Origin of the sequence: Peribacillus sp. Bi134 (assembly GCF_918698065.1) — a bacterium.
Lineage (GTDB): Bacteria > Bacillota > Bacilli > Bacillales > DSM-1321 > Peribacillus.
Window position 1 is genome coordinate 589,231 of the sequence record NZ_CAKKLN010000002.1, and the last position, 20,880, is coordinate 610,110.

The following is a 20,880-nucleotide window of genomic DNA, read 5'->3' on the forward strand; positions in this document are numbered from 1 at the left end:
GTACAAGTTAATATATGTGACGGAGACTAGGAGATTCACAACAGATCTATTCATAATTTATTTATGAAGATAGTTCTGCTGTGGATCTCCTTTTATTTGTTGGCAAGGTTTAATAATTTAACAGGGGAGGGGTTTTATCATGACTCCATTTTGGGGAGAAGTGTTAGGCACGATGATATTAGTTGTATTCGGAGCAGGTATTGGGGCTGGTTCATCCTTAAAGGGTTCCTATGCAAAGGATGCCGGCTGGATCGTTATCACGATTGCGTGGGGATTGGCGGTTACCATGGGTGTTTTTGCAGTGGGTTCCATAAGCGGGGCGCATTTAAACCCGGCGGTCACAGTAGGTTTTGCCATTATTGGAGAATTTCCATGGAGTGATGTGCCCGGTTACATCGTTGCCCAGATGATTGGCGCGATACTCGGCGCGACTCTAGTATTCCTGCACTATTTGCCACACTGGAAAGCTACGGATGATCCAGGAGCGAAGCTTGGTGTGTTCGCGACTTCACCTGCGATCCCGCACACATTTTCAAATCTATTAAGTGAGATGATTGGAACTTTCATCCTTGTTCTTGGATTATTATTTATAGGTGCCAATGATTTTACAGAGGGCCTAAACCCATTTGCAGTCGGGTTATTGATTGTCGTGATTGGGATGTCTCTTGGCGGAACGACAGGATACGCCATTAACCCGGCCCGCGATCTGGGGCCGCGCATCGCTCACTTTTTGCTGCCGATACCCGGTAAAGGCAATTCCAATTGGGGCTATTCATGGATTCCGGTCATTGGACCGATAGTTGGGGGTTCACTTGGTGCCGTTTGTTATAAAGCATTCTTTATGGGGGAAATAACAGCAGGATTTTGGTCTGTTTTGGGTGCAAGCCTGGTACTATTGATATTAGCCTATGCTTTTGGTAAAAAACAGTCACATGAATTGGAAAGCAGAAATATCGCCAGTTAAATTAAAAGGAGGGGCATACACAATGGAAAAATACATTTTATCATTAGATCAGGGAACAACTAGTTCGCGGGCGATTTTATTTAACGAAAAGGGGGAAATCGTCCATTCCTCCCAAAAGGAATTCACGCAGCATTTCCCTAAACCAGGCTGGGTCGAGCATAACGCCAATGAGATTTGGGGATCGATCTTGGCGGTGATTGCCGGTGTACTATCTGAATCCGGTGTAAAGCCAGAGCAAATTGCCGGTATCGGGATCACTAATCAGCGTGAAACGGCAGTCGTTTGGGATAAGGAAACAGGTACCCCTGTTTATAATGCGATTGTATGGCAGTCCAGGCAAACAAGTGAAATCTGTGATGATTTGAAGGAAAAGGGACTTAATGATCTATTCCGGGATAAAACGGGATTGTTGATAGATGCCTATTTTTCCGGAACGAAAGTGAAATGGATCCTCGATAATGTAGAAGGGGCACGACAAAAGGCGGATGAAGGAAAGCTGTTATTCGGTACCATCGATACTTGGCTGATCTGGAAGCTATCAGGAGGCAAGGCTCATGTAACGGACTATTCCAATGCATCCCGGACATTGATGTACAATATCCATGAACTGAAATGGGATGAAGAACTGCTCGAGATATTGACTGTTCCAAAGTCGATGCTGCCGGAAGTGAGGCCTTCCTCTGAGGAATATGCACGTACGATCGAATATCATTTCTTCGGCCAATCGATTCCGATTGCAGGGGCAGCCGGTGATCAGCAGGCAGCATTATTCGGCCAAGCCTGCTTTAATGAAGGAATGGCTAAAAATACGTATGGAACAGGCTGTTTCATGCTCATGAATACAGGAGCCAAGGCTGTCAGCTCCGAACACGGACTATTGACGACCCTTGCTTGGGGATTGAATGGGAAGGTCGAATATGCACTGGAAGGCAGTATATTCGTAGCTGGCTCCGCCATCCAATGGCTGCGCGATGGACTGCGGATGCTGCATGATGCCAAGGACAGCGAAGCCTATGCAAAAAGGGTGGAAAGTACGGATGGAGTATATGTGGTACCGGCTTTTGTAGGACTTGGAACTCCATATTGGGACAGCGAAGTGCGGGGAGCCGTTTTTGGTTTGACGCGCGGCACATCCAAAGAACATTTCATTCGTGCCACACTTGAATCACTTGCGTATCAAACGAAGGATGTCCTTGATGCAATGGAGGCGGATTCAGGAATCGAGCTGCAGACATTAAGAGTGGATGGCGGGGCAGTCAAGAATGACTTCTTGATGCAATTCCAAAGCGACTTATTACGTGTGCCCGTCGAGAGGCCTACCATAAACGAAACTACAGCATTAGGTGCTGCATACTTAGCTGGCCTTGCTGTCGGGTATTGGAAGGATCAAGAAGAAATCTCCCGGCAATGGGCGGTAGACAAAACCTTTAAACCATCCATGGAAGAGCAAGATAGTGAAAAATTATATGAAGGCTGGAAAAAAGCTGTACATGCCGCTATGGCGTTTAAATAAAAAACAAGATGTATTCTTTCTCAAATGAGCTGGAGTATGCTATAATGAAATCAAGTTAATAACTCGGCCGGAGAACAGGAGAGACCATGAATGCGTTATCGTTAATTCGATAATGTGCATTTATGGTCTCTTTTTTTGTTTTTAATGGCAGATTAGGGATATTAATATCTATATAAACTATGCGAACAAATGAACCAATTGAATATAAGTACCAAAATTTACGAATTCACGAGTAAACAGTGTGAATTCACGAGTATAAGTGCAGTACTCACGAGTAAACGGCGTAAATTCACGAGTAAACCGTACGAATTCACCAGTATAAGTGCAGTACTCACGAGTAAACGGCGTAAATTCACGAGTAAAAGTGCAGAATTCACGAGTAAACCGCACGAATTCACCAGTAAACGCAGAATTCATACAAAAAACAATAGAATGCAATGCTTAAAGGAGGAGTCAGGGATGAGGTTTTCAAATGTATATCGGAAAGAAACGATCGAACTTTTGAAAAAAGAGAAATATGATGTGGTTGTCATTGGTGGGGGAATTACCGGTGCAGGGATTGCCCTGGATGCAGCGACCCGTGGAATGAAAGTGGCTTTGGTTGAAATGCAGGACTTTGCAGCAGGCACTTCAAGCCGCTCGACAAAACTTGTTCATGGCGGATTGCGGTATTTGAAGCAATTTGAAATAAAAATGGTTGCCGAGGTTGGTAAAGAGCGAGAAATCGTTTATGAAAATGGACCGCATGTGACCACGCCGGAATGGATGCTGTTACCGATGCACAAAGGTGGCACCTTCGGGAAATTCAGTACCTCCATTGGACTTCGGGTATATGATTTCCTTGCTGGGGTTAAAAAAGCTGAACGCAGGAAAATGCTTTCTGCGGATGAAACACTAAAAAGGGAGCCCCTCGTTAAGAAAGAGGGACTGAAGGGCGGAGGCTACTATGTTGAATATCGGACAGATGATGCACGTCTTACGATTGAAGTCATGAAGGCGGCTGTCGATAAAGGAGCAACACCGATAAATTATACAAAAGTAGAACAATTGTTATATGAAAATGGTAAGGTGAACGGCGTCCAAGTTGCCGATTTACTTTTAGGTGATGCTTATGAAATATACGCAGACAAAGTCATTAATGCAGCGGGACCGTGGGTGGATTCCATTCGTGAGAAGGACCAATCGAAACAAGGGAAAACGCTGAAGTTATCCAAGGGTGTTCATGTGGTCATCGACCAATCGAAGTTCCCGTTGAAGCAGGCGCTTTATTTTGATACGCCTGATGGCCGGATGATTTTTGCCATCCCGAGAGCCGGTAAAGCTTATGTAGGAACTACGGACACTTTTTATGATGGTGATCCTGCTGTGCCTACCGTTACTTCCGAAGACCGTGCCTATCTATTAAAGTCCATACATTATATGTTTCCGGAAGTGAACATTACGGATGATGATATCGAATCTAGCTGGGCTGGGGTAAGGCCGTTGATTCTTGAAGAAGGAAAAGATCCTTCAGAGATATCAAGGAAGGATGAAATATGGGAGTCCGATTCTGGCCTTATCACGATTGCGGGAGGAAAATTGACCGGTTATCGTAAAATGGCAAAAACGACGGTCGACCTTTTGGCAGGGAAGCTTGCCGAGCAATCCAATAAAACTTACCCAGCCAGCAGCACTAAAGGCATGCCGATTTCCGGAGGGGATGTCGGGGGATCAAGCAACTTCTCCGATTATATTAAGCAACATATTCAAATGGGAGTAGACTCAGGACTCGCTGTAAAGGATTCCGAAGCGATATTGGCCATGTACGGGTCCAACGCACCTGTGTTATTCGATATCGCAACAAGCGAAGGAGACGGAGTAGCCATCAGCGGCCTTCCAAAGAAATTATTCGTACAGCTGAAATACGCACTAGATCATGAAATGGCCGCAACTCCAGTGGATTTCTTTTTCCGCAGGACGGGGACACTGTTATTCGATATCGATTTAGTCCAAACTCATAAACATGCAGTGATCGATTATATGGCTGGTTATTTTGGATGGACGGAATCAACAAAAATGGAAAGAACCAATCAATTGGAACAGGAAATATTGGGTGCGATTAAAGTATCTTGACCAATATGCAAAAAACATGACGCCGGCGGAATCGCTGGCGTTTTTTTCATTAGCCCTTTTCTTCTTTCTCTCATCATCTTGGCGGCACACCGAATAGTGGAAGAACCATTGAAACTCTGGGTCTTAGCAAACTATCAAAAGAGGAAATCATGGATTTCGTTCGTACTGGGACGCCTAAAGTTTCCGTATAAGGTGAGTCCAGAAAAATCGTACTAACCCTTTAGAAAGACGATAGGTGAAACATGTATAAGGAGAGAAGAATACGGCAGACCTAGCCGCGTTTCTTCTCTCCTTAGCTTATTTAATCTCCCGAACCTAAAAATTGGCGATGCACTTTAAGATCTCTGCTTTATAAGCTGTAAATCGATGTATAGTTGCATTCTTGAATGAAAGTCATCAAAATCGATTGAGGTGAGATCGGTTATTTGATTCAATCTATATTTCAATGTGTTGGTATGAATGTATAGCTGTTCCGATGTCGGTTTGATCCGGCAATTGTTCAAGAGATATATTTCCAGTGTTTGAAGGAGTTTGGTTTGGCTTTCCAAATCCTTCTTTTGAAGAATCTCTAAATCCGTATTGATATAATTCGTTTTAGTATGATGGTTGGAGATCATTTCGAGGTAACGGAAAATCCCAAGCTTGCTATATTGGAAGGGAAGCTGTTCAGGTTCACCGATGAACTTGGCTGCGTTGATCACTTCCAGGGCTTCAAGATAGGATTTTCTTAATTGAAGAATCGAAGAATACTCATTTCCGATTCCCGGGAATACCTTTTTGTCATTAAATTGGGAAAGAACGGTGTTCGTTAAATCATTGGCGCTATCGGTAAGCAGGTCTTTCCCTTTTCCGTTGCTGCCAATCAAAACGATGATCTTCAATTGGTTTGTGAATACATGGGTAAAATGATTCAACGCATTGGCGAATAGACTTACAGTATCAGCTAATTCATCGAAATGTTCCGCATCGGATTGAGCGATTGTAAAGACATTGACAAGGAAAGTTTCCGGAATGAGAAGACTCATATTGGCGGCTTCCCATTTTATTTGATTTTCCGTTTGATAGACTTCGTCAATGACCTTTTGATAAAATTCATTTTTTTCTTCATCTTTTTTCATGTTTATCTGTTTTTTCTGATAAAGGAGCTTGCCGATATGATGGGAAACTTCATGTAAAAATTCTAAATCGGATTCAGTCATCATTTCCGTTTCTTGGACCCAAATGAATCCGAAGACCTGTCCTTTGTGAACGGCGCTTACAACGACTCTTTGATTTAAACCGATTTCCTCCATTTGTTTCACCCTAAATGGATGCTCCACGGTTTTAAGCTGTTCGACAATGCCCTCATCCATGAATTTTTCCAGAATTGGAATCGGCCAATGCTTTGTGAAGATGGTTTGCCGATTGGCTTGGTCGAAGTGTTCGATATAATATGAACTATATGCCAGCAATAAAAATTGGTCATTTTCGATGACGACTGGTTTTTTTAAATAAGTGCTGACCATATCCGTTATATCGTTGATGTTTGTGATAGTCAGAATTTTTTCTAATGACATATATGGCCCCCTAATATTTTTTGAAGTATATGACAACTTAGTTTAATAATACTTTTAAACGGATGATGTGTATAGGGGGAAGAAAAAAGAAGGAACGGTATATGAAAAATACCGTTCCTTTTAGGGGTTTTATTTTTGTTTTAAAGTTTTTTCAAATTCTTCGAATTTCTCTTCTACTTCTTTTGATGGTTTCGCTGTTAGAAGACTGACCACGATGATGGCAATCAAGCTTGCGCCAAAACCAGGAATCATTTCATACATCATATCGGATAATCCTGCCATCGACCAGAAAATTACAGTAGCGGCACCAACGATCATCCCGGCTAAAGCGCCCCATCTTGTCATTCGTTTCCAGCAGAGGCTCAGTATGACCAATGGACCGAATGAAGAACCAAATCCAGCCCATGCATACCCGACAAGTCCAAGGATCGTGTCATTCTGTTCCCAAGAGAGAATGAGCGCTATGACGGATATGGTCAGTACGGAAAGTCTGCCCAGGAAAACAAGCTCTTTATCTGAAGCGGAACGACGGAAGAAGGTTTTGTACATATCCTCCGTTAAAGAGCTGGCCGTAACTAAAAGCTGCGAAGAAATTGTGCTCATGATGGCTGCCAGTATTGCGGAAATCAAGAAACCAGTGATAAGCGGGTGGAATAGTATTTCCCCTAACTCTATGAAAATCGTTTCAGGATCAGCTAACTTCAGGTTGTTCTGATGGAAATACGTGATACCGATGAATCCAGTCAGCATGGCACCGATACTCGAGAAAATCATCCAACCCATCCCGATAGTACGGGCTTTCTTGATCTCTTTAATAGAACTGATCGCCATAAAGCGGACAATGATATGCGGCTGTCCGAAGTAACCCAGTCCCCAAGCAAATAATGAGATGACTCCTAAAAAGCTCGTCCCCGTGAAAATATTCAATAGAGCTGGATCAATGGAACGTGGCGTGTCAATCGCAGGACCGAAACCGCCAACATGGAAAAGGGTGACGATCGGTACAAGAACCAAGGCGACAACCATGATGATCCCTTGAACAAAGTCTGTCCAGCTTACTGCCAGGAATCCACCAAATAATGTATAGGCAACGGTGACGCCTGTTAAGATCCATAGACCTGTATGGTAATCAAGGCCGAATGTACTTTGGAATAAGACTCCGCCGGATACCATTCCGGAAGAAACGTAAAAGGTAAAGAATACGAGGATAACCAAAGCTGAAATGAGCCTTAAGATCTGTGAGCCCTCGCCAAAACGATTTTCCAGGAAAGCGGGGATCGTAATCGAGTTATTGGCGACTTCCGTATAGGTTCTCAATCTAGGTGCAACATACAGCCAGTTCATATAGGCTCCTAATGTGAGACCGATTACAATCCAGATTGAACTTAGTCCTGTTGCGAACATGGCACCAGGCATACCCATTAAAAGCCAACCGCTCATATCAGCGGCACCGGCGCTTAATGCAGTTACGGCAGGTCCAAGACCCCGGTCGCCCAGCATATAATCATTTAAATTGGAAGTCCTTTTGTAAGCGAAGTAACCGATGAGAAGCATGCCAGCCATGTAAATGCTGATCGAAATTATTAATGCGTAATCCATAAAAGACTCCCTTCGTGATGAAATATATAATTTTTTGTTTTAAAAGAGGAAGCAACCTATTTGTCACTTCCTCCATTTAACTTCATTTTGGTTTCCGTATCCAGAATGAAAGATACGAAAACCATAGGGGTTTCAAATCATCTTCAAATAGCTCAATGGAACATTATCAGAATGTTTCGGATGTTGTTTTTGCTTGCATATGAAGCTGCAAGTAGTCCGGTCCGCCAGCCTTGGAATCAGTTCCTGACATGTTGAACCCGCCGAATGGCTGATAACCTACGATTGCACCAGTACAGCCGCGGTTGAAATACAAGTTCCCGACATGGAATTCTTCGCGTGCTTTTTCCATGTTAAGGCGATTTGTCGTAATGACAGCCCCAGTCAAACCATATTCAGTGTTATTGGCAATCTCAAGAGCTTCGTTAAAGTCCTTCGCTTTTGTGAAGGCAACGACTGGTCCGAAGATTTCTTCTTGCATCAAGCGGGCTTGCGGATCGACATCAGCAACGATTGTCGGTTGAACGAAGTAGCCTGTAGAGCTATCTCCTTCTCCTCCAGTCAGAATGCGTCCTTCTTGGTTCCCGATTTCAATATAGCTCATGATTTTGTCAAAAGCAGCTTGATCGATAACTGGACCCATGAAATGGTTTTCTACAGGATTACCAACTGTAAGTTGTTTTGTTAATTCAACAGCGCGATCTAATACTTGATCGTATACATCTTCTACGATGACAGCACGTGAACAAGCAGAACATTTTTGTCCAGAGAAGCCAAATGCAGATTTCACGATCGATTGAGCGGCCAATTCAAGATCTGCCTCTTTGTCGACAACGATAGTATCTTTTCCGCCCATTTCAGCAATGACACGCTTCAGCCAAATTTGGCCTTCGTTCACTTCTGAAGCACGTTTGTAAATACGCAGACCTACATCACGTGAACCTGTAAAGGAAATGAAACGTGTTTTTGGATGATCAACCAGGTAGTCGCCCACTTCGGCTCCGCTTCCTGGAACGAAATTCAACACACCTGCCGGAAGGCCTGCTTCAAGCATCACTTCAACGAATTTCGCTGCAACGATAGGAGTAGTCGAAGCTGGTTTCAACAGGATTGTGTTACCAGTGACGATAGCGGCAACAGCTGTACCTGCCATGATAGCGAATGGGAAGTTCCAAGGAGAAATGATGATGCCTACCCCTAATGGAATATAATCATAGCGGTTAAATTCTCCCGGACGGCTTTGAACAGGCACACCATCTTTAAGAGTCAGCATTTGACGGGCATAGAACTCTAGGAAATCGATTGCTTCCGCTGTATCCGCATCAGCCTCATTCCAAGGTTTTCCCGCTTCTTTTGTCAATAACGCAGAGAATTCATGCTTGCGTCTGCGAATGATGGCAGCCGCTTTGAACAAAACGTCAGCGCGGATTTCAGGTTTCACTTTTTTCCAGCTTTCAAAAGCGGTAACAGCTTCCTGCATGGCTTTTTCAGCAAGATCCCTATTCGCTTTCGATACTCGGCCGATGACCTCTTGCTTATCTGCAGGGTTATATGAAACGATTTTCTCATCAGTCGTCACTTTCTCTGCCCCGATATAAAGAGGGTAGTCTTGCCCTAAGTAGCCCTCAACGGTTTGAAGTGCTTCCTGATAAGCTTTTTTGTTTTCCTCGTTTGTAAAATCGACAAATGGTTCGTGTTTATATGAAATCATTGATAATCACACCTTTTAATAGATTTTTTGTAGCAATTAATAATGTTGAATGTATATTTAGCTTCTGACCATCCCTTTGAAGGCAAAGGCAATATTGGATGGCCTTTCTGCAAGCCTTCTCATGAAGTATCCATACCAATCCAGACCATATGGTACATAGACGCGCATTTTGTAACCTTGCTTGACCAATTCATATTGAGTTTTGTTTCTCATGCCATAAAGCATTTGGAATTCGAATTGTGTATTTGGAATGTTGTGCCTCTTAGCCAACTCTTTTGTATACTCGATGATTTTGTCATCATGTGAGGCGATGGCCGTATAATTACCGTTAAGAAGACTTTGCTTGATCAACTTTTTATAGTTTTCATCTACATCATCCTTTTCGGGAAAAGCAACCTCGGGAGATTCTTTGTAGGCACCCTTTACGAGACGCAGGAATGGCTTATATTGGGCAAGGTCCTCCAAATCTTTCTCTGTGCGGAATAAATATGCTTGCAGAACAGTACTTATGCAGCTGTATTTTTCCTTGAACTGCCTGAAGATATCGATTGTCGCCTGACAGCGAACTTCATCTTCCATATCGATCGTGACCATGACTTTATGTTTTTCGGCTGTATCAAGAATTTTCGTCATATTCTCAATCACGAGTTTATGATCGATATCAAGTCCCAAAGAAGTCATCTTCAGAGAAACCTGTGAATCAAGTTTTTCCCTGCTGATCATTTCGATGGTTTCGATGCATTCTGCCGTACGTTCCAGGGTCACTTCCTTGGAATCAACGAATTCCCCAAGATGGTCGACTGTAACCGACAAGCCGCTATTATTAAGTTGTTTAATGAATTTAATGGAACTTTGGAAATCAGTTCCTCCAATGATCTTTCCAGCAGCAAAATTTCCTCCGCTTTTTTTAGCAATATTATTAAGCAGATTATTTTTAGATAAAAATAAGAAAAAGTCCCTTGTAATGGCTTCCATATAAAGCGCACCCCCTAAGAAGATGTATTTCAATAAATTAAGCTTACGGTTTTTCGACAATATTCTCAATGTTCTTAAAAAACAATAATTCTGTCATTTGTTTGTCGGTTTTGGACAAATGAAAAGGTTTACAATTTTTCTTGAATGTTCGAATGATAGGAAGGTTTATTTTTAAACCTATATAGAAACGCTAGAAATAAAGCCTTCATCAGGAAGCGATGATGTGAAAGACATCAATGAATGCGTGTAAAAGTGGCAGCTCGACCATAATCATCCAATGCGTTATAATGAACCTTATTTAACAGAATCGGTCAATGCTCGAAGAAAAAACGATAAATGAAGCTTTCAGAAGTAAAATGGATGTAAAACCGTAAAATTAAGTCGCTTCGGCAAGCCGGGGAGGATAAGGAATGGATGCTGTACTTGAAGAACTTAGAGAAACATCAGGATTGATAATAGGATTAATAATAGCCCTGATAATTATGGGGCTGATCGGTTATGCCCTTACGAATGTACATGAATCCATTGTGTCACCTGTGGTTCAGTTCATAAAGAAAATGGTTAGTCGAAAATAGCACAAGCGCAATACATATTTGTCGCTTTTAAACAATCCCTGCAGGGTTTGTCTAAAAGCGACAAAAGAGCCGCAAGCTAAAAGCATATTATCCGAGAATGATGAAAATCCCCCGCTTCTAATGGAAGCGGGGGATTTTAATGTGTTCAAGAACAAGAAAAAAACCTTGCAGTATAGGGTTTACACGTATAGAGCATAGGGGGCAAACAATTGGACTTCAGGCTGCCAGAGATGGGTTAGATTAAATCGATGGATCAGTTTCTATTCCGACTTGAAATCCGGATCATCATAATGGTGGGCAACCCAGCCGGAAGCATCAATAAACAAACGAACGGCCACTACTTGACGGTTTTCCAATAAAGTAAAGAAGTGGGGGATGTTAACGGGAACAGAAATCACATCTCCAGCAGATAATTCTACGTCGAAATAACCAGAATCACCCTTGATAGTAAAGATGCCATTTCCTGCAGTGATGGCACGAACTTCATCTTCGGTATGAACATGTACTTGTTCAAATTTCTTTAGAAGCTCGTCTAAATTAGGAGTGGCATCGGATAATGCAACAATATCCCATTCTTTATAGCCACGTCGATTTGCAAGGGATTTAATTTCCGCATCAAAGACGTTAAGAATTTCTTCTTTTTTCTCGTCGGAAAGTATAAATTCATCACAAAGATGCTTGGGTAATTTTTTCATATCCCAATGTTCGTAAAGGACTCTTTGTTCATCCAAAAATCTTTTAACCTCTTGTTCTTCTGTTAATCTTCTATTGGTAGTACGCATGCGAATTGTTGCCATCGTAAAATTCTCCTTTTTGAAAATTTTAAAAAGTTTGGTTGAATTTTTTCAGAAAAAACATTTTAATTTGATATTCAAATAGAAATTCAAATGCCTCTAAATGACGCTTAGCAGTAAACTCACTATCTCCCCATACATAGATTCCATGGTTGCGGATTAATACACCTGGTACCCCGGGTTGGATAACTCCGCCGATTTCTTCTGCTAATTTAGGAATGGAAGCATAGTTTTCTACAATTGGAACTGTTATGGAAGCATCTTCTTTCCAAATATCAAATGCTTTAATGATTTCATGTTTCGTGAAGGTAACTTTTCCTTGATCGCCATAAAGATCTGAAATGAGATTATTGTAAATAGTGTGGACATGGAAAACAGCTTCACAATTAGGGATTAATTGATAAATAGCAGTATGAATCAAGGTCTCGGCAGAAGGTTTTAAGTTGGTAGGAAACACAAGATTCCCATGCGAATCAATTAAAATAAAATCTTCTGGAGTATCAATCGATTTGTCTTTCCCGCTAGATGTTATTGCTATAATAGGTTGATCAAGCTCTAACGAAGAGTTTTTTACACGAATGGACAGGTTCCCGCTGGTTGCCGGAAACCAGCCTCTTTCCGATAGGCTTCCTTTAATTGTTTGTAATGTTTTAAAGGCCTTTTCGATTGATTCGAGAGTAATTTTTTCAAGATCCTTTTTATCTATGGGTCTTCACCACACTTATTGGTAATTTGGTTTAAATTTTAATCACATCAAAAAATGATTCAAATTCTTTACAAGGAAGAGACTGCTCTTTACATTTTTGTAAAAGAAAATCTCGTGCAATAACAAGTTCAGCCAATTTGGCAATCGCCAAATCTGTGATACTATCTCCAATTACAACTTTCATATAATCGGTAGTTGAAAGCGAACGAAATATAGTAGGTTTACACATTCCACAGTCTTTGCTGCAGTTTGAATCACAAGAAAAGGGCCATATGATTTTGATTTGTTTGTCATTAAAATCACTGACATTGCAATAGATATCATATTTGGGGATAGGGTAACGCGATAAAATAGGGAGAACGAAATATCAATTCCGCTTGTATCCTCCTGAATTCATTCCTCTCCGGCAAGAAACACTATTCGACCATATGCCTCTCCATGCTTACCAAATCCAATTCCCGGTCCCAGGACAACTTTTGCATTTTTTCAATAACGTATCAGCAAATTTCTTACTGGCAGCCAGGCAAAGTAGGATCCTTTAGGAGCTGGAGCATGCCGATTGAATTTTTTAGCTCTTCAAAAAGGCATTATCGTAATTCGTAAGTATCCACAAGCTCTTGAACGCCTTCTTGTGAGAAGGTCAGGGATGCCTTGTCCAAAATTAATAACAACATACCCCGCATTAATAAGCCCTTACACTTTTCCGAATAATAGAGAAAAATTGATTTGGCAGGCGATTCTTTAGGTTGGTTGCTTTGATTATAAAATTGTTATTTTGAATAATTAATCACCCCTCTCTTAAAAACAACATATGATGACATAACCCTTTTAGTGAGTAAATACAAAAAAACAATTGTTTAACTTACTTATACTAGTGTTGTTGCACACCACTAGTTGAATTTACTCAGGAAAAGAGCTCTTAGAAAGGGGAGAGGGGATTAATGACAAATTTAAATTATCATATACTTAGTGAGCTAGAAACAATGCAATATATTAAAAAGATTCCGGGTTTATTTTCGGAGAATGCTCAACTAATTTGCAAGGAAATGGGGGATGGGAATCTAAATTTAGTATTTCGTATAGCGGAACAAGATTCGTCGGAAAAAAGTGTAATTATAAAACAAGCACTTCCTTATGCGCGCGTAGTTGGGGAGTCTTGGCCATTAACATTAGACAGGTCACGTATTGAGAGTGAAGCATTGATGATGCAAAATGGAATTTGTCCTGGTTCAGTTCCAAAAGTTTATCATTATGATAAAGTATTGGCGTTAACTGTCATGGAGGATTTATCTACACATATCATAATGCGTAAAGGCCTAATTGCCCGTAATCGTTATCCTTATTTTGCAAAACACATTGGTGCTTTTCTAGCTAGAACTCTGTTTTTAACTTCCGATTTAGCGTTAGATCCTGAATGTAAAAAGCAAAAAGTAATTCAGTTTATAAATCCTAAAATGTGCAAAATTACAGAAGATCTTGTGTTTACTGATCCATATTACGATGCAAAAACGAATCAATTCAACCCGCTAATTAAGGCAGTCGTAGAAGAAATTTGGAGTCATGACCGGCTTAAACTTGAAATCATGAAGTTAAAGGAAGGATTTCTCACTCGTACTCAAGCACTTATCCATGGAGATTTTCATACAGGCAGCATTATGATCACGGAAAAGGACACGAAAGTGATTGATCCAGAGTTCGCCTTTTATGGACCGATGGGTTTTGATGTTGGAGCTGTGATTGCTAATCTATTACTCAACTATTGCTCTCATGAAGGACATACTCTCATTCAAAAGGAACGGATTGAATACCAAGAGTATTTATTAAATACAGTAGAGGAAATTTGGACAACCTTTGAAGAAGAATTTAGAACTTTGTGGAAGGAAAAAGCAAGCGGTTCTTACGTGTCCATACAGGGATATGAAGATGATTATTTGATGCGTTTGCTTCAGGATTCCTTTGGATACGCGGGGTGTGAAATGATGCGTCGAGTGGTTGGTTTAGCTCATGTTCCTGATTTGGAAAGCATAAATGATCCCAAATTAAGAGCAAAAGGAGAAAGATTAGCCCTCGCCATTGGGCAACAGCTGGTATTGGAACGGGAAAAAGCCGGGAAAATTTGCGACCTAACATCCTTAATCAAAAAAGTTAGAAATCGGGAGGTGGATCAGGATTAATAAGTTTATTCAATCCATTCAATGAAAAATGATCAATTTTTTTATCCTGATAAAGCAGGTCAATATATGTGTAAACAAAAATTAAAATGAAGGTTGTTTTTTACAATTAGGATAGCGATTTACTGGTAGATACAGTAGATCATTTTTTTTAATAAGCTTACTCGCATGGAAATTCAAGTGTTTAAATCTTTGATTATGTTTTCCGATGAGAGGCCAATAACAACAGACGAAGTAATGCCTATCACGTTCATCGAACGAGAGGGTACACAGCCCCGGATTAAATTAACGAAGACTGGCGATGTTGGCTGGGTACCTTCCAAAGCAGTACGCAAGATAAGCGGGGAATAAGACAAAGCCCTGACCCTTGATGTTTGGGCTTTATATTCGTTCATAAATCAAAATAATCATCTGCCTTTGCGTCAGCCTCTATACTTCGAACCGCCTTCATGATTTTCTTTAAAACTCCGGCTGACGGCACATACTTAGGGTCGCTGCAAACTCTGCTTATCGTATTGCGTGAGATACCGGACGCACTTACAAACTCCTCTTGTGTATACCCGTGCTTATCTATTAATTTACCGACCTTGCTCCGCGGCTTTCTCTTCCCGAATCTAAACATTTTGATAACCTCCTAGAATTATTTACTAGCAGTCTCGTCCACCTTTCACAAAAATATACGCATAGTTTCGCAAATATTTGGTATACAAACGGTTGGTCGGAGCAAACGAGATTTAAAAAGTGGTTCCTGTTGTCTTTCTAAAAAGTTATATAGGATGTATGATGTTCTTTGAATTTATTTCCATTTAAAATATAATGATAAATGGGTTATTGTAAGCGAACACTGACTGAATAATTTAAGGATACGGTTAATTCTTGTGTGAATTAGGAGGAAATCATGGGAAGAATAGTTCATTTCGAAATTCATGTGAATGATATGGAACGGGCAAAGAAGTTTTATGGAGAGGTATTCGGATGGTCATTTCAAGACTGGAGTGAATATGCAGGAGTGCCTTACTTTGGAGCAGTAACTGGCAATGAGAATGAACATGGGATCGATGGAGCTTTGATGCAGCGTCATAGTGCTCCGCCGGAAACACACCAAACGTTAAATGCATTTGCCTGTACCATGGGAGTGGAAAATTACGATTTAACGGAAGCTAAAATTATTGAGAATGGCGGCAAGGTCGCATTGCCCAAATTTGCCCTGCCCGGAATGGCATGGCAAGGATACTATATTGATACCGAAGGCAATACTTTTGGAGTTCACCAACCCGATGTGAATGCAAAATAGAGTTGATAATAGGTGAATTAAAACATGAAATCACAAGAAACGGCAGCCATGCTTGAAAATGTACGCAATATCTGTCTTGCGCTGCCCGAAGCTGTTGAACATATTGACGGATTCGGTCACAACACTTTTAAAATCAATGGGAAATCCTTCGTGATTTCAGGTGAAAGCGAGAAAGGATTCAGCTTGTCGTTCAAGTCAGATAGAGAAACTCAAGAATTATTGCTACAGAAAGAGAATTTTTTTCAAAACTCCATATATAGGACATCACGGTTGGGTCTCTATTCAAAGTCCGGATGGGGAAGACTGGGATGAATTGACCTATCTAATTCAAGAAGCCTATTTACGTGCGGCACCGAAGCGATTGGTTAAGAAATGCCATGAGTTGCATAAAAGTGAAGAAAGGCGGACGATCTGCCTTTCTTTATTTTTTCGTTCTTTAACCAGCTTTACAGATACTGATGACAAAAATCACGACCTCATCCATACACACATAATTTATGATTGCATTGGAGTGACCAAGAAAGTCTTTGTAAAAGGGACTCCAGAATTTGCAAAGAGTGATTATTTTCTCTCATTAGAGAAATTTTAAAATTAATTTAGAGTGTTTCTACAATAGATTTATGCTTATATAAAATAAGGGAGCTTCAAAAATCACGAGTATCAATTAAGATTTCATTGACGGAAAGGTGTATGGTTGAAGTGAATGTTGAATCTTTTTTTTCTGAAAACATTAAAGCGGCACTTAAGAATGATCCGCCCGGTGCATGGATGCCAAATCTGCCGGATGGCTGTATTCGCTTGAGTTCAGGCTATCCTGATCCTGCACTCATTCCTGCTGGGGAGCTCAAGGCAGCTGTAGCAAAACTTCTTGATGAGGAGCAGGATTTGCCGCTCCATTATCTTGGAAGTCCACGAATTGCAAAACTGAAGCAGCAAATCCAGAAAAGATTGGCAGAGCGTGGAATTTTGATTTTAGAAGAACAGCTTTTGATTACATCAGGAGCTTGCCAGGGGATTGATCTCATTGCCCGCATTCTCCTTGATGATAAAGCGGTTGTAGCGGTAGAGTCTCCCACCTATATGGAGGCTTTAGAAATTTTTCAAAACTATACGAAGCATATTATCAGTATACCTATAGATGAACAGGGGATCCAAACATACCGATTAAAAGAAATGCTGGATCAAAGGAAGCGTACAGGTCTAACCCTCCCGCGTTTTCTTTATACTATCCCAAGCTTTCAAAATCCAACTGGCACGACTATGACAATTGAGCGCCGAAAGCATTTATTGGAGCTTTCCATCGAGTTTGATTTTCTCATTCTAGAGGATGATGCGTACGGAGAATTATCCTTCGATAAAAATCCGGCGCCAATAAAATCCATTGATGAACGCGGGCGGGTCCTCCACGTTGGGTCCTTATCCAAGGTTGTTGCGCCAGGAATGCGGATTGGATGGATAGCGGGAGAAAGTGAATTCATTAAGGCTTTAGAGTGGTTTAAAAAAGATTTAGACCATCCATTTGCTCAAAGTACAATGGCTGTATACTTAGAAAACGCCGATTTTGATAAACGGCTCGACCTACTAAAAGATGTGTATCGTTCTAAATGTAATGCGTTAATCCGTTCGATGGAACAATTTCTTCCAGAATCCGTTTCATGGTATGTACCAGATGGTGGTTACTTTGTATGGGTGAGAATTCCAGGTGTGGATACGTCGCATTTGTTATCACAGGCTCTTGCTGAGGGTATTTCATATGTTCCGGGGAAATACTTTTTCTTGGATCAAAACGATGGAACCGAGTTTCTCCGGCTTTCGTTCAGTTATGCCAATGAGAAAGAAATAATCGAGGGAGTTCGAAGACTAGGACAGCTTATCGCATCTTTTTTGAATAGATTGTCCTGAAGGAATGTTAGTTGATTAATCTATAAGTTATTTCGATGCTTTTTTGAAAATGGATTTGAATGAGCCTACTTCCTTAAAGGAGGTAGGCACTTTGTTAATGAAAGGATTCTTTAACTCCTTCGCGATGATTTTATCTCAAATTGTTTAAGCACCGTAGATTAAGCCCACTGCTGAAGCACGCAACCTAAAATGTGTATATGTAGATTGTGATTATTTATATGGTCACAATGAAGTATTTTTTTAAAGCCAAAGAAAAAAAAAAAACCCTTGCTACGCAAGGGTTTTCGGATATGGAGCATAGCGGGATCGAACCGCTGACCTCTACGCTGCCAGCGTAGCGCTCTCCCAGCTGAGCTAATGCCCCGAGTTGAGGTACAATAACTATTTTATCGGATTTTAGCGAAAAGTCAATATAAAATATGAGATTTTTGCAAAAATGATAAAAAAACCGTTTGAGGGTAATCAAACGGTTTTTTTAATTATGCATTTTCGATCTCTACTCTTTCAATCTCCTTAAGGTTGGAAACGGTGTAATACACTTCCGATGTTCTGACTTTATGATCGACCAGCACTTTAAGTGTCAAAAGGTGATTGTCATTTGCGACATCTTTGATTCTAAGGTTTTTGATGAATATTTTTTCGTCTTTGATTTTTTTCAATACGACGGCAATGTCATCTTTATTTTGTACGACCAGCTGCAGAAAGATTTCTTTTTGCCGTAACTTCATCGGTCCTAGCCAGGTGACGATTGCGGGCACCAATTCGACACTTATGATCAATAGGATGACGCCTGCAATGGCCTCGAGGAAAAATCCAGCTCCAACGGCGATTCCGATTCCTGCAGCTCCCCAGATGATGGCGGCTGTCGTTAAACCGGATATGCTGTTGTTGTCCCGCCGGAGAATGACGCCAGCACCGATAAAGCCTACGCCAGAAACGATTTGGGCAGCTAGACGCAAGGGATCCATTGTGATATTTACGTCATCGCTCCCTGGGAACTTATAAGCGGATTCCATGGAAACGATCGTTAATAAACAGCTCACGATTGAAATGACCAGGCTTGTTTTTAATCCTACGGGTTTTCGCTTCATTTCTCGCTCGAGTCCGATAATTAGTCCAAGTAGAGCTGAAATTCCCAATTTGATAAGGATTTGCAGTTCCGATTGAGGGTCGAATGTCCATTCCATTTTTTTCACCACTTCCGAATTATTATCGAAGAATAAGATCGTCTGTTGCCATATACCCGTTTTTCAAAAAAAACTACCTTAATGATTTTAACATAGTAAAATAGAGTTCAATGAAATGTAATTCCATTTGAAAGGAGGAATTTGAGTGCAAATGCCAAAAGTGAATCCCTATGTAGCGTTGGCAATCGGTGTGGCATCCGTATCGTTTTCGGCCATCCTTGTTAAATTGGCCACCGCTCCATCGGGTGTTATCGCTTTTTACCGTTTATTATTTACCGTCTTACTTATGTTGCCGTTTTTCTTGATGAAATACCGTCATGAACTTAAATTCATTGAAAAAAAGGATTGGCTATATTCGATTGCGGCAGGAGTGTTTTTGGCTTTTCATTTTATTTTATGGTTTGAATCGCTTAATTACACGTCGGTCGCGAGTTCAACTGTGCTTGTCACCCTCCAGCCTTTATTCGCTTTTGCCGGAGCTTACCTGTTTTTTAAAGAAAGATTTTCAATGAAGGCGATATTGAGCGGCATCATTGCAATAGCAGGTAGCCTCGTCATTAGCTGGGGCGATTTGAGAATTAGTGGTATGGCGCTTTGGGGAGATATTCTTTCGCTTATCGCATGTGCGCTGGTAACCGGTTATTTACTGTTTGGTCAAAATGTTCGAAAACGTATCTCTTCTATAACATATACATTTGTCGTGTATGCAATCAGTGCTGTTGCATTGTTTTTCTATGTGATCTTCAAGGGAGAGGCATTGGCGCCTTACCCTGCTTCCGATTGGGTTTATTTTGTTTTGCTTGCGATTTTCCCGACTTTATTAGGTCATTCTTTATTCAATTGGTCACTAAAGTGGTTAAGCACTTCGACGCTTTCGATGGGAATCTTACTTGAACCGGTGGGGGCTACAATTCTGGCTTACTTCATATTAGATGAACCGATACTCTGGACTCAGGTCCTGGGAGGCACCATCATATTGGGTGGTTTGATGATGTTCTTAAAAGATGAAAAGAAAAGCAAGGTACATGAAGAAGTGCAAGTTTCCGTATAAAAGCAGTAAGTCTCCCGACTTACTGCTTTTATTTAATAGGGGTGAAACAAATAGGTGATCCGTGTGAAAACCAAAGCGAAAGTAAAGCTGAATAAAAACGTCGTACCATTCACCTTGCCTTTTTCTCTGCTGAACTTGATGGCTTCATAATAAGCGGTACTGAATAAGTAAAGGGTCATACTGTAGGAAATGAGTAATCCGATTAATGGCAGATTCATTGCTTCACCTCATGGAAAAAGATATCTATATATGACTATTTGTGTTTCTTTGGAAATATGCTTCGTTTATTCATAAACCATTGAGCTTGGTCCAGAAAGCAGGGATAAGGGTGTGTTGGTGTAAAGGATATATAGAAGAAAATAGGTGAAACGTTTTTTTTTGAAAAAGTTTTAAAAAACGTATTGCAAACATTTTTTGTACATGGTATATTATTTCTTGTCGCTAAGACAGCAACTTAAACAGCTAACAAGCTGTGAAAAACATTTTAAAAAAAGTTGTTGACGAAACGTGACAGAATGTGTTACATTATAGAGGTCGCTTCTGAGAGAAACGACAACAAATTGCTCTTTGAAAACTGAACAAAACAAAGCGCCAACGTTAAATTTTAAGTGAGCACACACTATCAAAAAAGCAAATGAGCAAGTCAAACATTTCTTCGGAGAGTTTGATCCTGGCTCAGGACGAACGCTGGCGGCGTGCCTAATACATGCAAGTCGAGCGAATCGATGGGAGCTTGCTCCCTGAGATTAGCGGCGGACGGGTGAGTAACACGT

General features: G+C 40.9%; 20 protein-coding genes, 1 tRNA gene and 1 rRNA gene. 11 read left to right on the forward strand and 11 right to left on the reverse strand.

Translation table 11 applies throughout. The features are described 5' to 3' along the window. Positions 1–139: 139 nt before the first annotated feature. The 3 genes from LQ188_RS05825 to LQ188_RS05835 all read left to right on the forward strand — a co-directional run bounded on the left by LQ188_RS05825 (position 140) and on the right by LQ188_RS05835 (position 4,589). Entirely contained in the window at positions 140–964 is an 825-nt protein-coding gene (locus LQ188_RS05825; RefSeq protein WP_230176249.1) for an MIP/aquaporin family protein, read from the forward strand. 22 nt (positions 965–986) lie between these two features. Beyond that, entirely contained in the window at positions 987–2,477 is a 1,491-nt protein-coding gene (gene glpK / locus LQ188_RS05830) for a glycerol kinase GlpK (RefSeq protein WP_230176250.1), read from the forward strand. A gap of 459 nt (positions 2,478–2,936) precedes the next feature. Next, positions 2,937–4,589, forward strand: coding sequence for an FAD-dependent oxidoreductase (locus LQ188_RS05835; protein WP_230176251.1), 1,653 nt, complete (start codon positions 2,937–2,939; stop codon positions 4,587–4,589). Positions 4,590–4,924: 335 nt separating this feature from the next. On the opposite strand, the gene LQ188_RS05840 is transcribed toward LQ188_RS05835, so the two are convergent. The 4 genes from LQ188_RS05840 to LQ188_RS05855 form a co-directional block, all read right to left on the reverse strand. Continuing rightward, positions 4,925–6,145, reverse strand: a complete 1,221-nt coding sequence (locus tag LQ188_RS05840; RefSeq protein ID WP_230176252.1) for a helix-turn-helix domain-containing protein — start codon at positions 6,143–6,145, stop codon at positions 4,925–4,927. 129 nt (positions 6,146–6,274) lie between these two features. Next, positions 6,275–7,744, reverse strand: coding sequence for a sodium/proline symporter PutP (putP, locus tag LQ188_RS05845; protein WP_260358658.1), 1,470 nt, complete (start codon positions 7,742–7,744; stop codon positions 6,275–6,277). A gap of 166 nt (positions 7,745–7,910) precedes the next feature. After that, a complete protein-coding gene (gene pruA, locus LQ188_RS05850) occupies positions 7,911–9,452 on the reverse strand; it encodes an L-glutamate gamma-semialdehyde dehydrogenase (protein WP_230176253.1) in 1,542 nt (513 codons plus the stop codon). 57 nt (positions 9,453–9,509) lie between these two features. After that, complete coding sequence (locus LQ188_RS05855; RefSeq protein ID WP_137019574.1) at positions 9,510–10,427, reverse strand: proline dehydrogenase; 918 nt, start codon at positions 10,425–10,427, stop codon at positions 9,510–9,512. 410 nt (positions 10,428–10,837) lie between these two features. Between LQ188_RS05855 and LQ188_RS05860 the strand changes: the two genes are divergently transcribed. Further along, complete coding sequence (locus LQ188_RS05860; RefSeq protein WP_230176254.1) at positions 10,838–11,002, forward strand: hypothetical protein; 165 nt, start codon at positions 10,838–10,840, stop codon at positions 11,000–11,002. A 260-nt stretch (positions 11,003–11,262) separates the two neighbouring features. On the opposite strand, the gene LQ188_RS05865 is transcribed toward LQ188_RS05860, so the two are convergent. Both LQ188_RS05865 and LQ188_RS05870 read right to left on the reverse strand, forming a co-directional pair. Beyond that, a complete protein-coding gene (locus tag LQ188_RS05865; RefSeq protein WP_230176255.1) occupies positions 11,263–11,799 on the reverse strand; it encodes a cupin domain-containing protein in 537 nt (178 codons plus the stop codon). 25 nt (positions 11,800–11,824) lie between these two features. Then, complete coding sequence (locus LQ188_RS05870; RefSeq protein WP_230176279.1) at positions 11,825–12,478, reverse strand: methylthioribulose 1-phosphate dehydratase; 654 nt, start codon at positions 12,476–12,478, stop codon at positions 11,825–11,827. A gap of 965 nt (positions 12,479–13,443) precedes the next feature. Between LQ188_RS05870 and mtnK the strand changes: the two genes are divergently transcribed. Next, positions 13,444–14,676 (forward strand): S-methyl-5-thioribose kinase, encoded by a 1,233-nt coding sequence (gene mtnK / locus LQ188_RS05875; RefSeq protein ID WP_230176256.1) that lies wholly within the window; start codon positions 13,444–13,446, stop codon positions 14,674–14,676. Between the two features lie 177 nt (positions 14,677–14,853). Further along, positions 14,854–15,024 carry a hypothetical protein gene (locus LQ188_RS05880; RefSeq protein WP_230176257.1) on the forward strand — a complete coding sequence of 57 codons (171 nt, stop codon included), beginning with the start codon at positions 14,854–14,856 and terminating at the stop codon, positions 15,022–15,024. Positions 15,025–15,064: 40 nt separating this feature from the next. Here the strand turns inward: LQ188_RS05880 and LQ188_RS05885 are convergent, their stop codons facing one another. Further along, positions 15,065–15,295: a helix-turn-helix transcriptional regulator gene (locus LQ188_RS05885; RefSeq protein WP_137019568.1), complete on the reverse strand. Its 231-nt coding sequence runs from the start codon at positions 15,293–15,295 to the stop codon at positions 15,065–15,067. A 276-nt stretch (positions 15,296–15,571) separates the two neighbouring features. Here LQ188_RS05885 and LQ188_RS05890 point away from each other — a divergent pair, with 276 nt between their 5' ends. Both LQ188_RS05890 and LQ188_RS05895 read left to right on the forward strand, forming a co-directional pair. After that, positions 15,572–15,967: a VOC family protein gene (locus LQ188_RS05890; protein ID WP_230176258.1), complete on the forward strand. Its 396-nt coding sequence runs from the start codon at positions 15,572–15,574 to the stop codon at positions 15,965–15,967. A 24-nt stretch (positions 15,968–15,991) separates the two neighbouring features. After that, a complete protein-coding gene (locus LQ188_RS05895; protein ID WP_363320563.1) occupies positions 15,992–16,279 on the forward strand; it encodes an MmcQ/YjbR family DNA-binding protein in 288 nt (95 codons plus the stop codon). Between the two features lie 24 nt (positions 16,280–16,303). Here LQ188_RS05895 and LQ188_RS26810 read toward each other — a convergent pair whose 3' ends face one another. After that, positions 16,304–16,432 (reverse strand): hypothetical protein, encoded by a 129-nt coding sequence (locus LQ188_RS26810; protein WP_290370098.1) that lies wholly within the window; start codon positions 16,430–16,432, stop codon positions 16,304–16,306. 234 nt (positions 16,433–16,666) lie between these two features. On the opposite strand from LQ188_RS26810, the gene LQ188_RS05900 reads away from it, so the two are divergent. Then, positions 16,667–17,869, forward strand: coding sequence for a PLP-dependent aminotransferase family protein (locus LQ188_RS05900; RefSeq protein ID WP_230176259.1), 1,203 nt, complete (start codon positions 16,667–16,669; stop codon positions 17,867–17,869). Positions 17,870–18,160: 291 nt separating this feature from the next. Here the strand turns inward: LQ188_RS05900 and LQ188_RS05905 are convergent. Further along, positions 18,161–18,233: transfer RNA gene (locus LQ188_RS05905), tRNA-Ala, on the reverse strand. 115 nt (positions 18,234–18,348) lie between these two features. Beyond that, the gene (locus LQ188_RS05910; RefSeq protein WP_101223535.1) at positions 18,349–19,056 is read right to left on the reverse strand and encodes an MgtC/SapB family protein; all 708 of its coding nucleotides are present in this window, start codon (positions 19,054–19,056) and stop codon (positions 18,349–18,351) included. A gap of 145 nt (positions 19,057–19,201) precedes the next feature. Between LQ188_RS05910 and LQ188_RS05915 the strand changes: the two genes are divergently transcribed. Continuing rightward, positions 19,202–20,107, forward strand: coding sequence for a DMT family transporter (locus tag LQ188_RS05915; protein WP_101223534.1), 906 nt, complete (start codon positions 19,202–19,204; stop codon positions 20,105–20,107). Between the two features lie 32 nt (positions 20,108–20,139). On the opposite strand, the gene LQ188_RS05920 is transcribed toward LQ188_RS05915, so the two are convergent. Beyond that, positions 20,140–20,325, reverse strand: coding sequence for a hypothetical protein (locus tag LQ188_RS05920; RefSeq protein WP_101223533.1), 186 nt, complete (start codon positions 20,323–20,325; stop codon positions 20,140–20,142). Between the two features lie 434 nt (positions 20,326–20,759). Here LQ188_RS05920 and LQ188_RS05925 point away from each other — a divergent pair. Then, positions 20,760–20,880, forward strand: a 16S ribosomal RNA gene (locus LQ188_RS05925); the annotation flags it as partial.

Bases quoted from the DNA above. Each gene is read 5' to 3' on its own strand.
- LQ188_RS05825 (WP_230176249.1), top strand. From the start codon at position 140: ATGACTCCATTTTGGGGAGAAGTGTTAGGCACGATGATATTAGTTGTA.
- glpK (WP_230176250.1), top strand. From the start codon at position 987: ATGGAAAAATACATTTTATCATTAGATCAGGGAACAACTAGTTCGCGG.
- LQ188_RS05835 (WP_230176251.1), top strand. From the start codon at position 2,937: ATGAGGTTTTCAAATGTATATCGGAAAGAAACGATCGAACTTTTGAAA.
- LQ188_RS05840 (WP_230176252.1), bottom strand. From the start codon at position 6,145: ATGTCATTAGAAAAAATTCTGACTATCACAAACATCAACGATATAACG.
- putP (WP_260358658.1), bottom strand. From the start codon at position 7,744: ATGGATTACGCATTAATAATTTCGATCAGCATTTACATGGCTGGCATG.
- pruA (WP_230176253.1), bottom strand. From the start codon at position 9,452: ATGATTTCATATAAACACGAACCATTTGTCGATTTTACAAACGAGGAA.
- LQ188_RS05855 (WP_137019574.1), bottom strand. From the start codon at position 10,427: ATGGAAGCCATTACAAGGGACTTTTTCTTATTTTTATCTAAAAATAAT.
- LQ188_RS05860 (WP_230176254.1), top strand. From the start codon at position 10,838: ATGGATGCTGTACTTGAAGAACTTAGAGAAACATCAGGATTGATAATA.
- LQ188_RS05865 (WP_230176255.1), bottom strand. From the start codon at position 11,799: ATGGCAACAATTCGCATGCGTACTACCAATAGAAGATTAACAGAAGAA.
- mtnK (WP_230176256.1), top strand. From the start codon at position 13,444: ATGACAAATTTAAATTATCATATACTTAGTGAGCTAGAAACAATGCAA.
- LQ188_RS05885 (WP_137019568.1), bottom strand. From the start codon at position 15,295: ATGTTTAGATTCGGGAAGAGAAAGCCGCGGAGCAAGGTCGGTAAATTA.
- LQ188_RS05890 (WP_230176258.1), top strand. From the start codon at position 15,572: ATGGGAAGAATAGTTCATTTCGAAATTCATGTGAATGATATGGAACGG.
- LQ188_RS05895 (WP_363320563.1), top strand. From the start codon at position 15,992: ATGAAATCACAAGAAACGGCAGCCATGCTTGAAAATGTACGCAATATC.
- LQ188_RS05910 (WP_101223535.1), bottom strand. From the start codon at position 19,056: ATGGAATGGACATTCGACCCTCAATCGGAACTGCAAATCCTTATCAAA.
- LQ188_RS05920 (WP_101223533.1), bottom strand. From the start codon at position 20,325: ATGAATCTGCCATTAATCGGATTACTCATTTCCTACAGTATGACCCTT.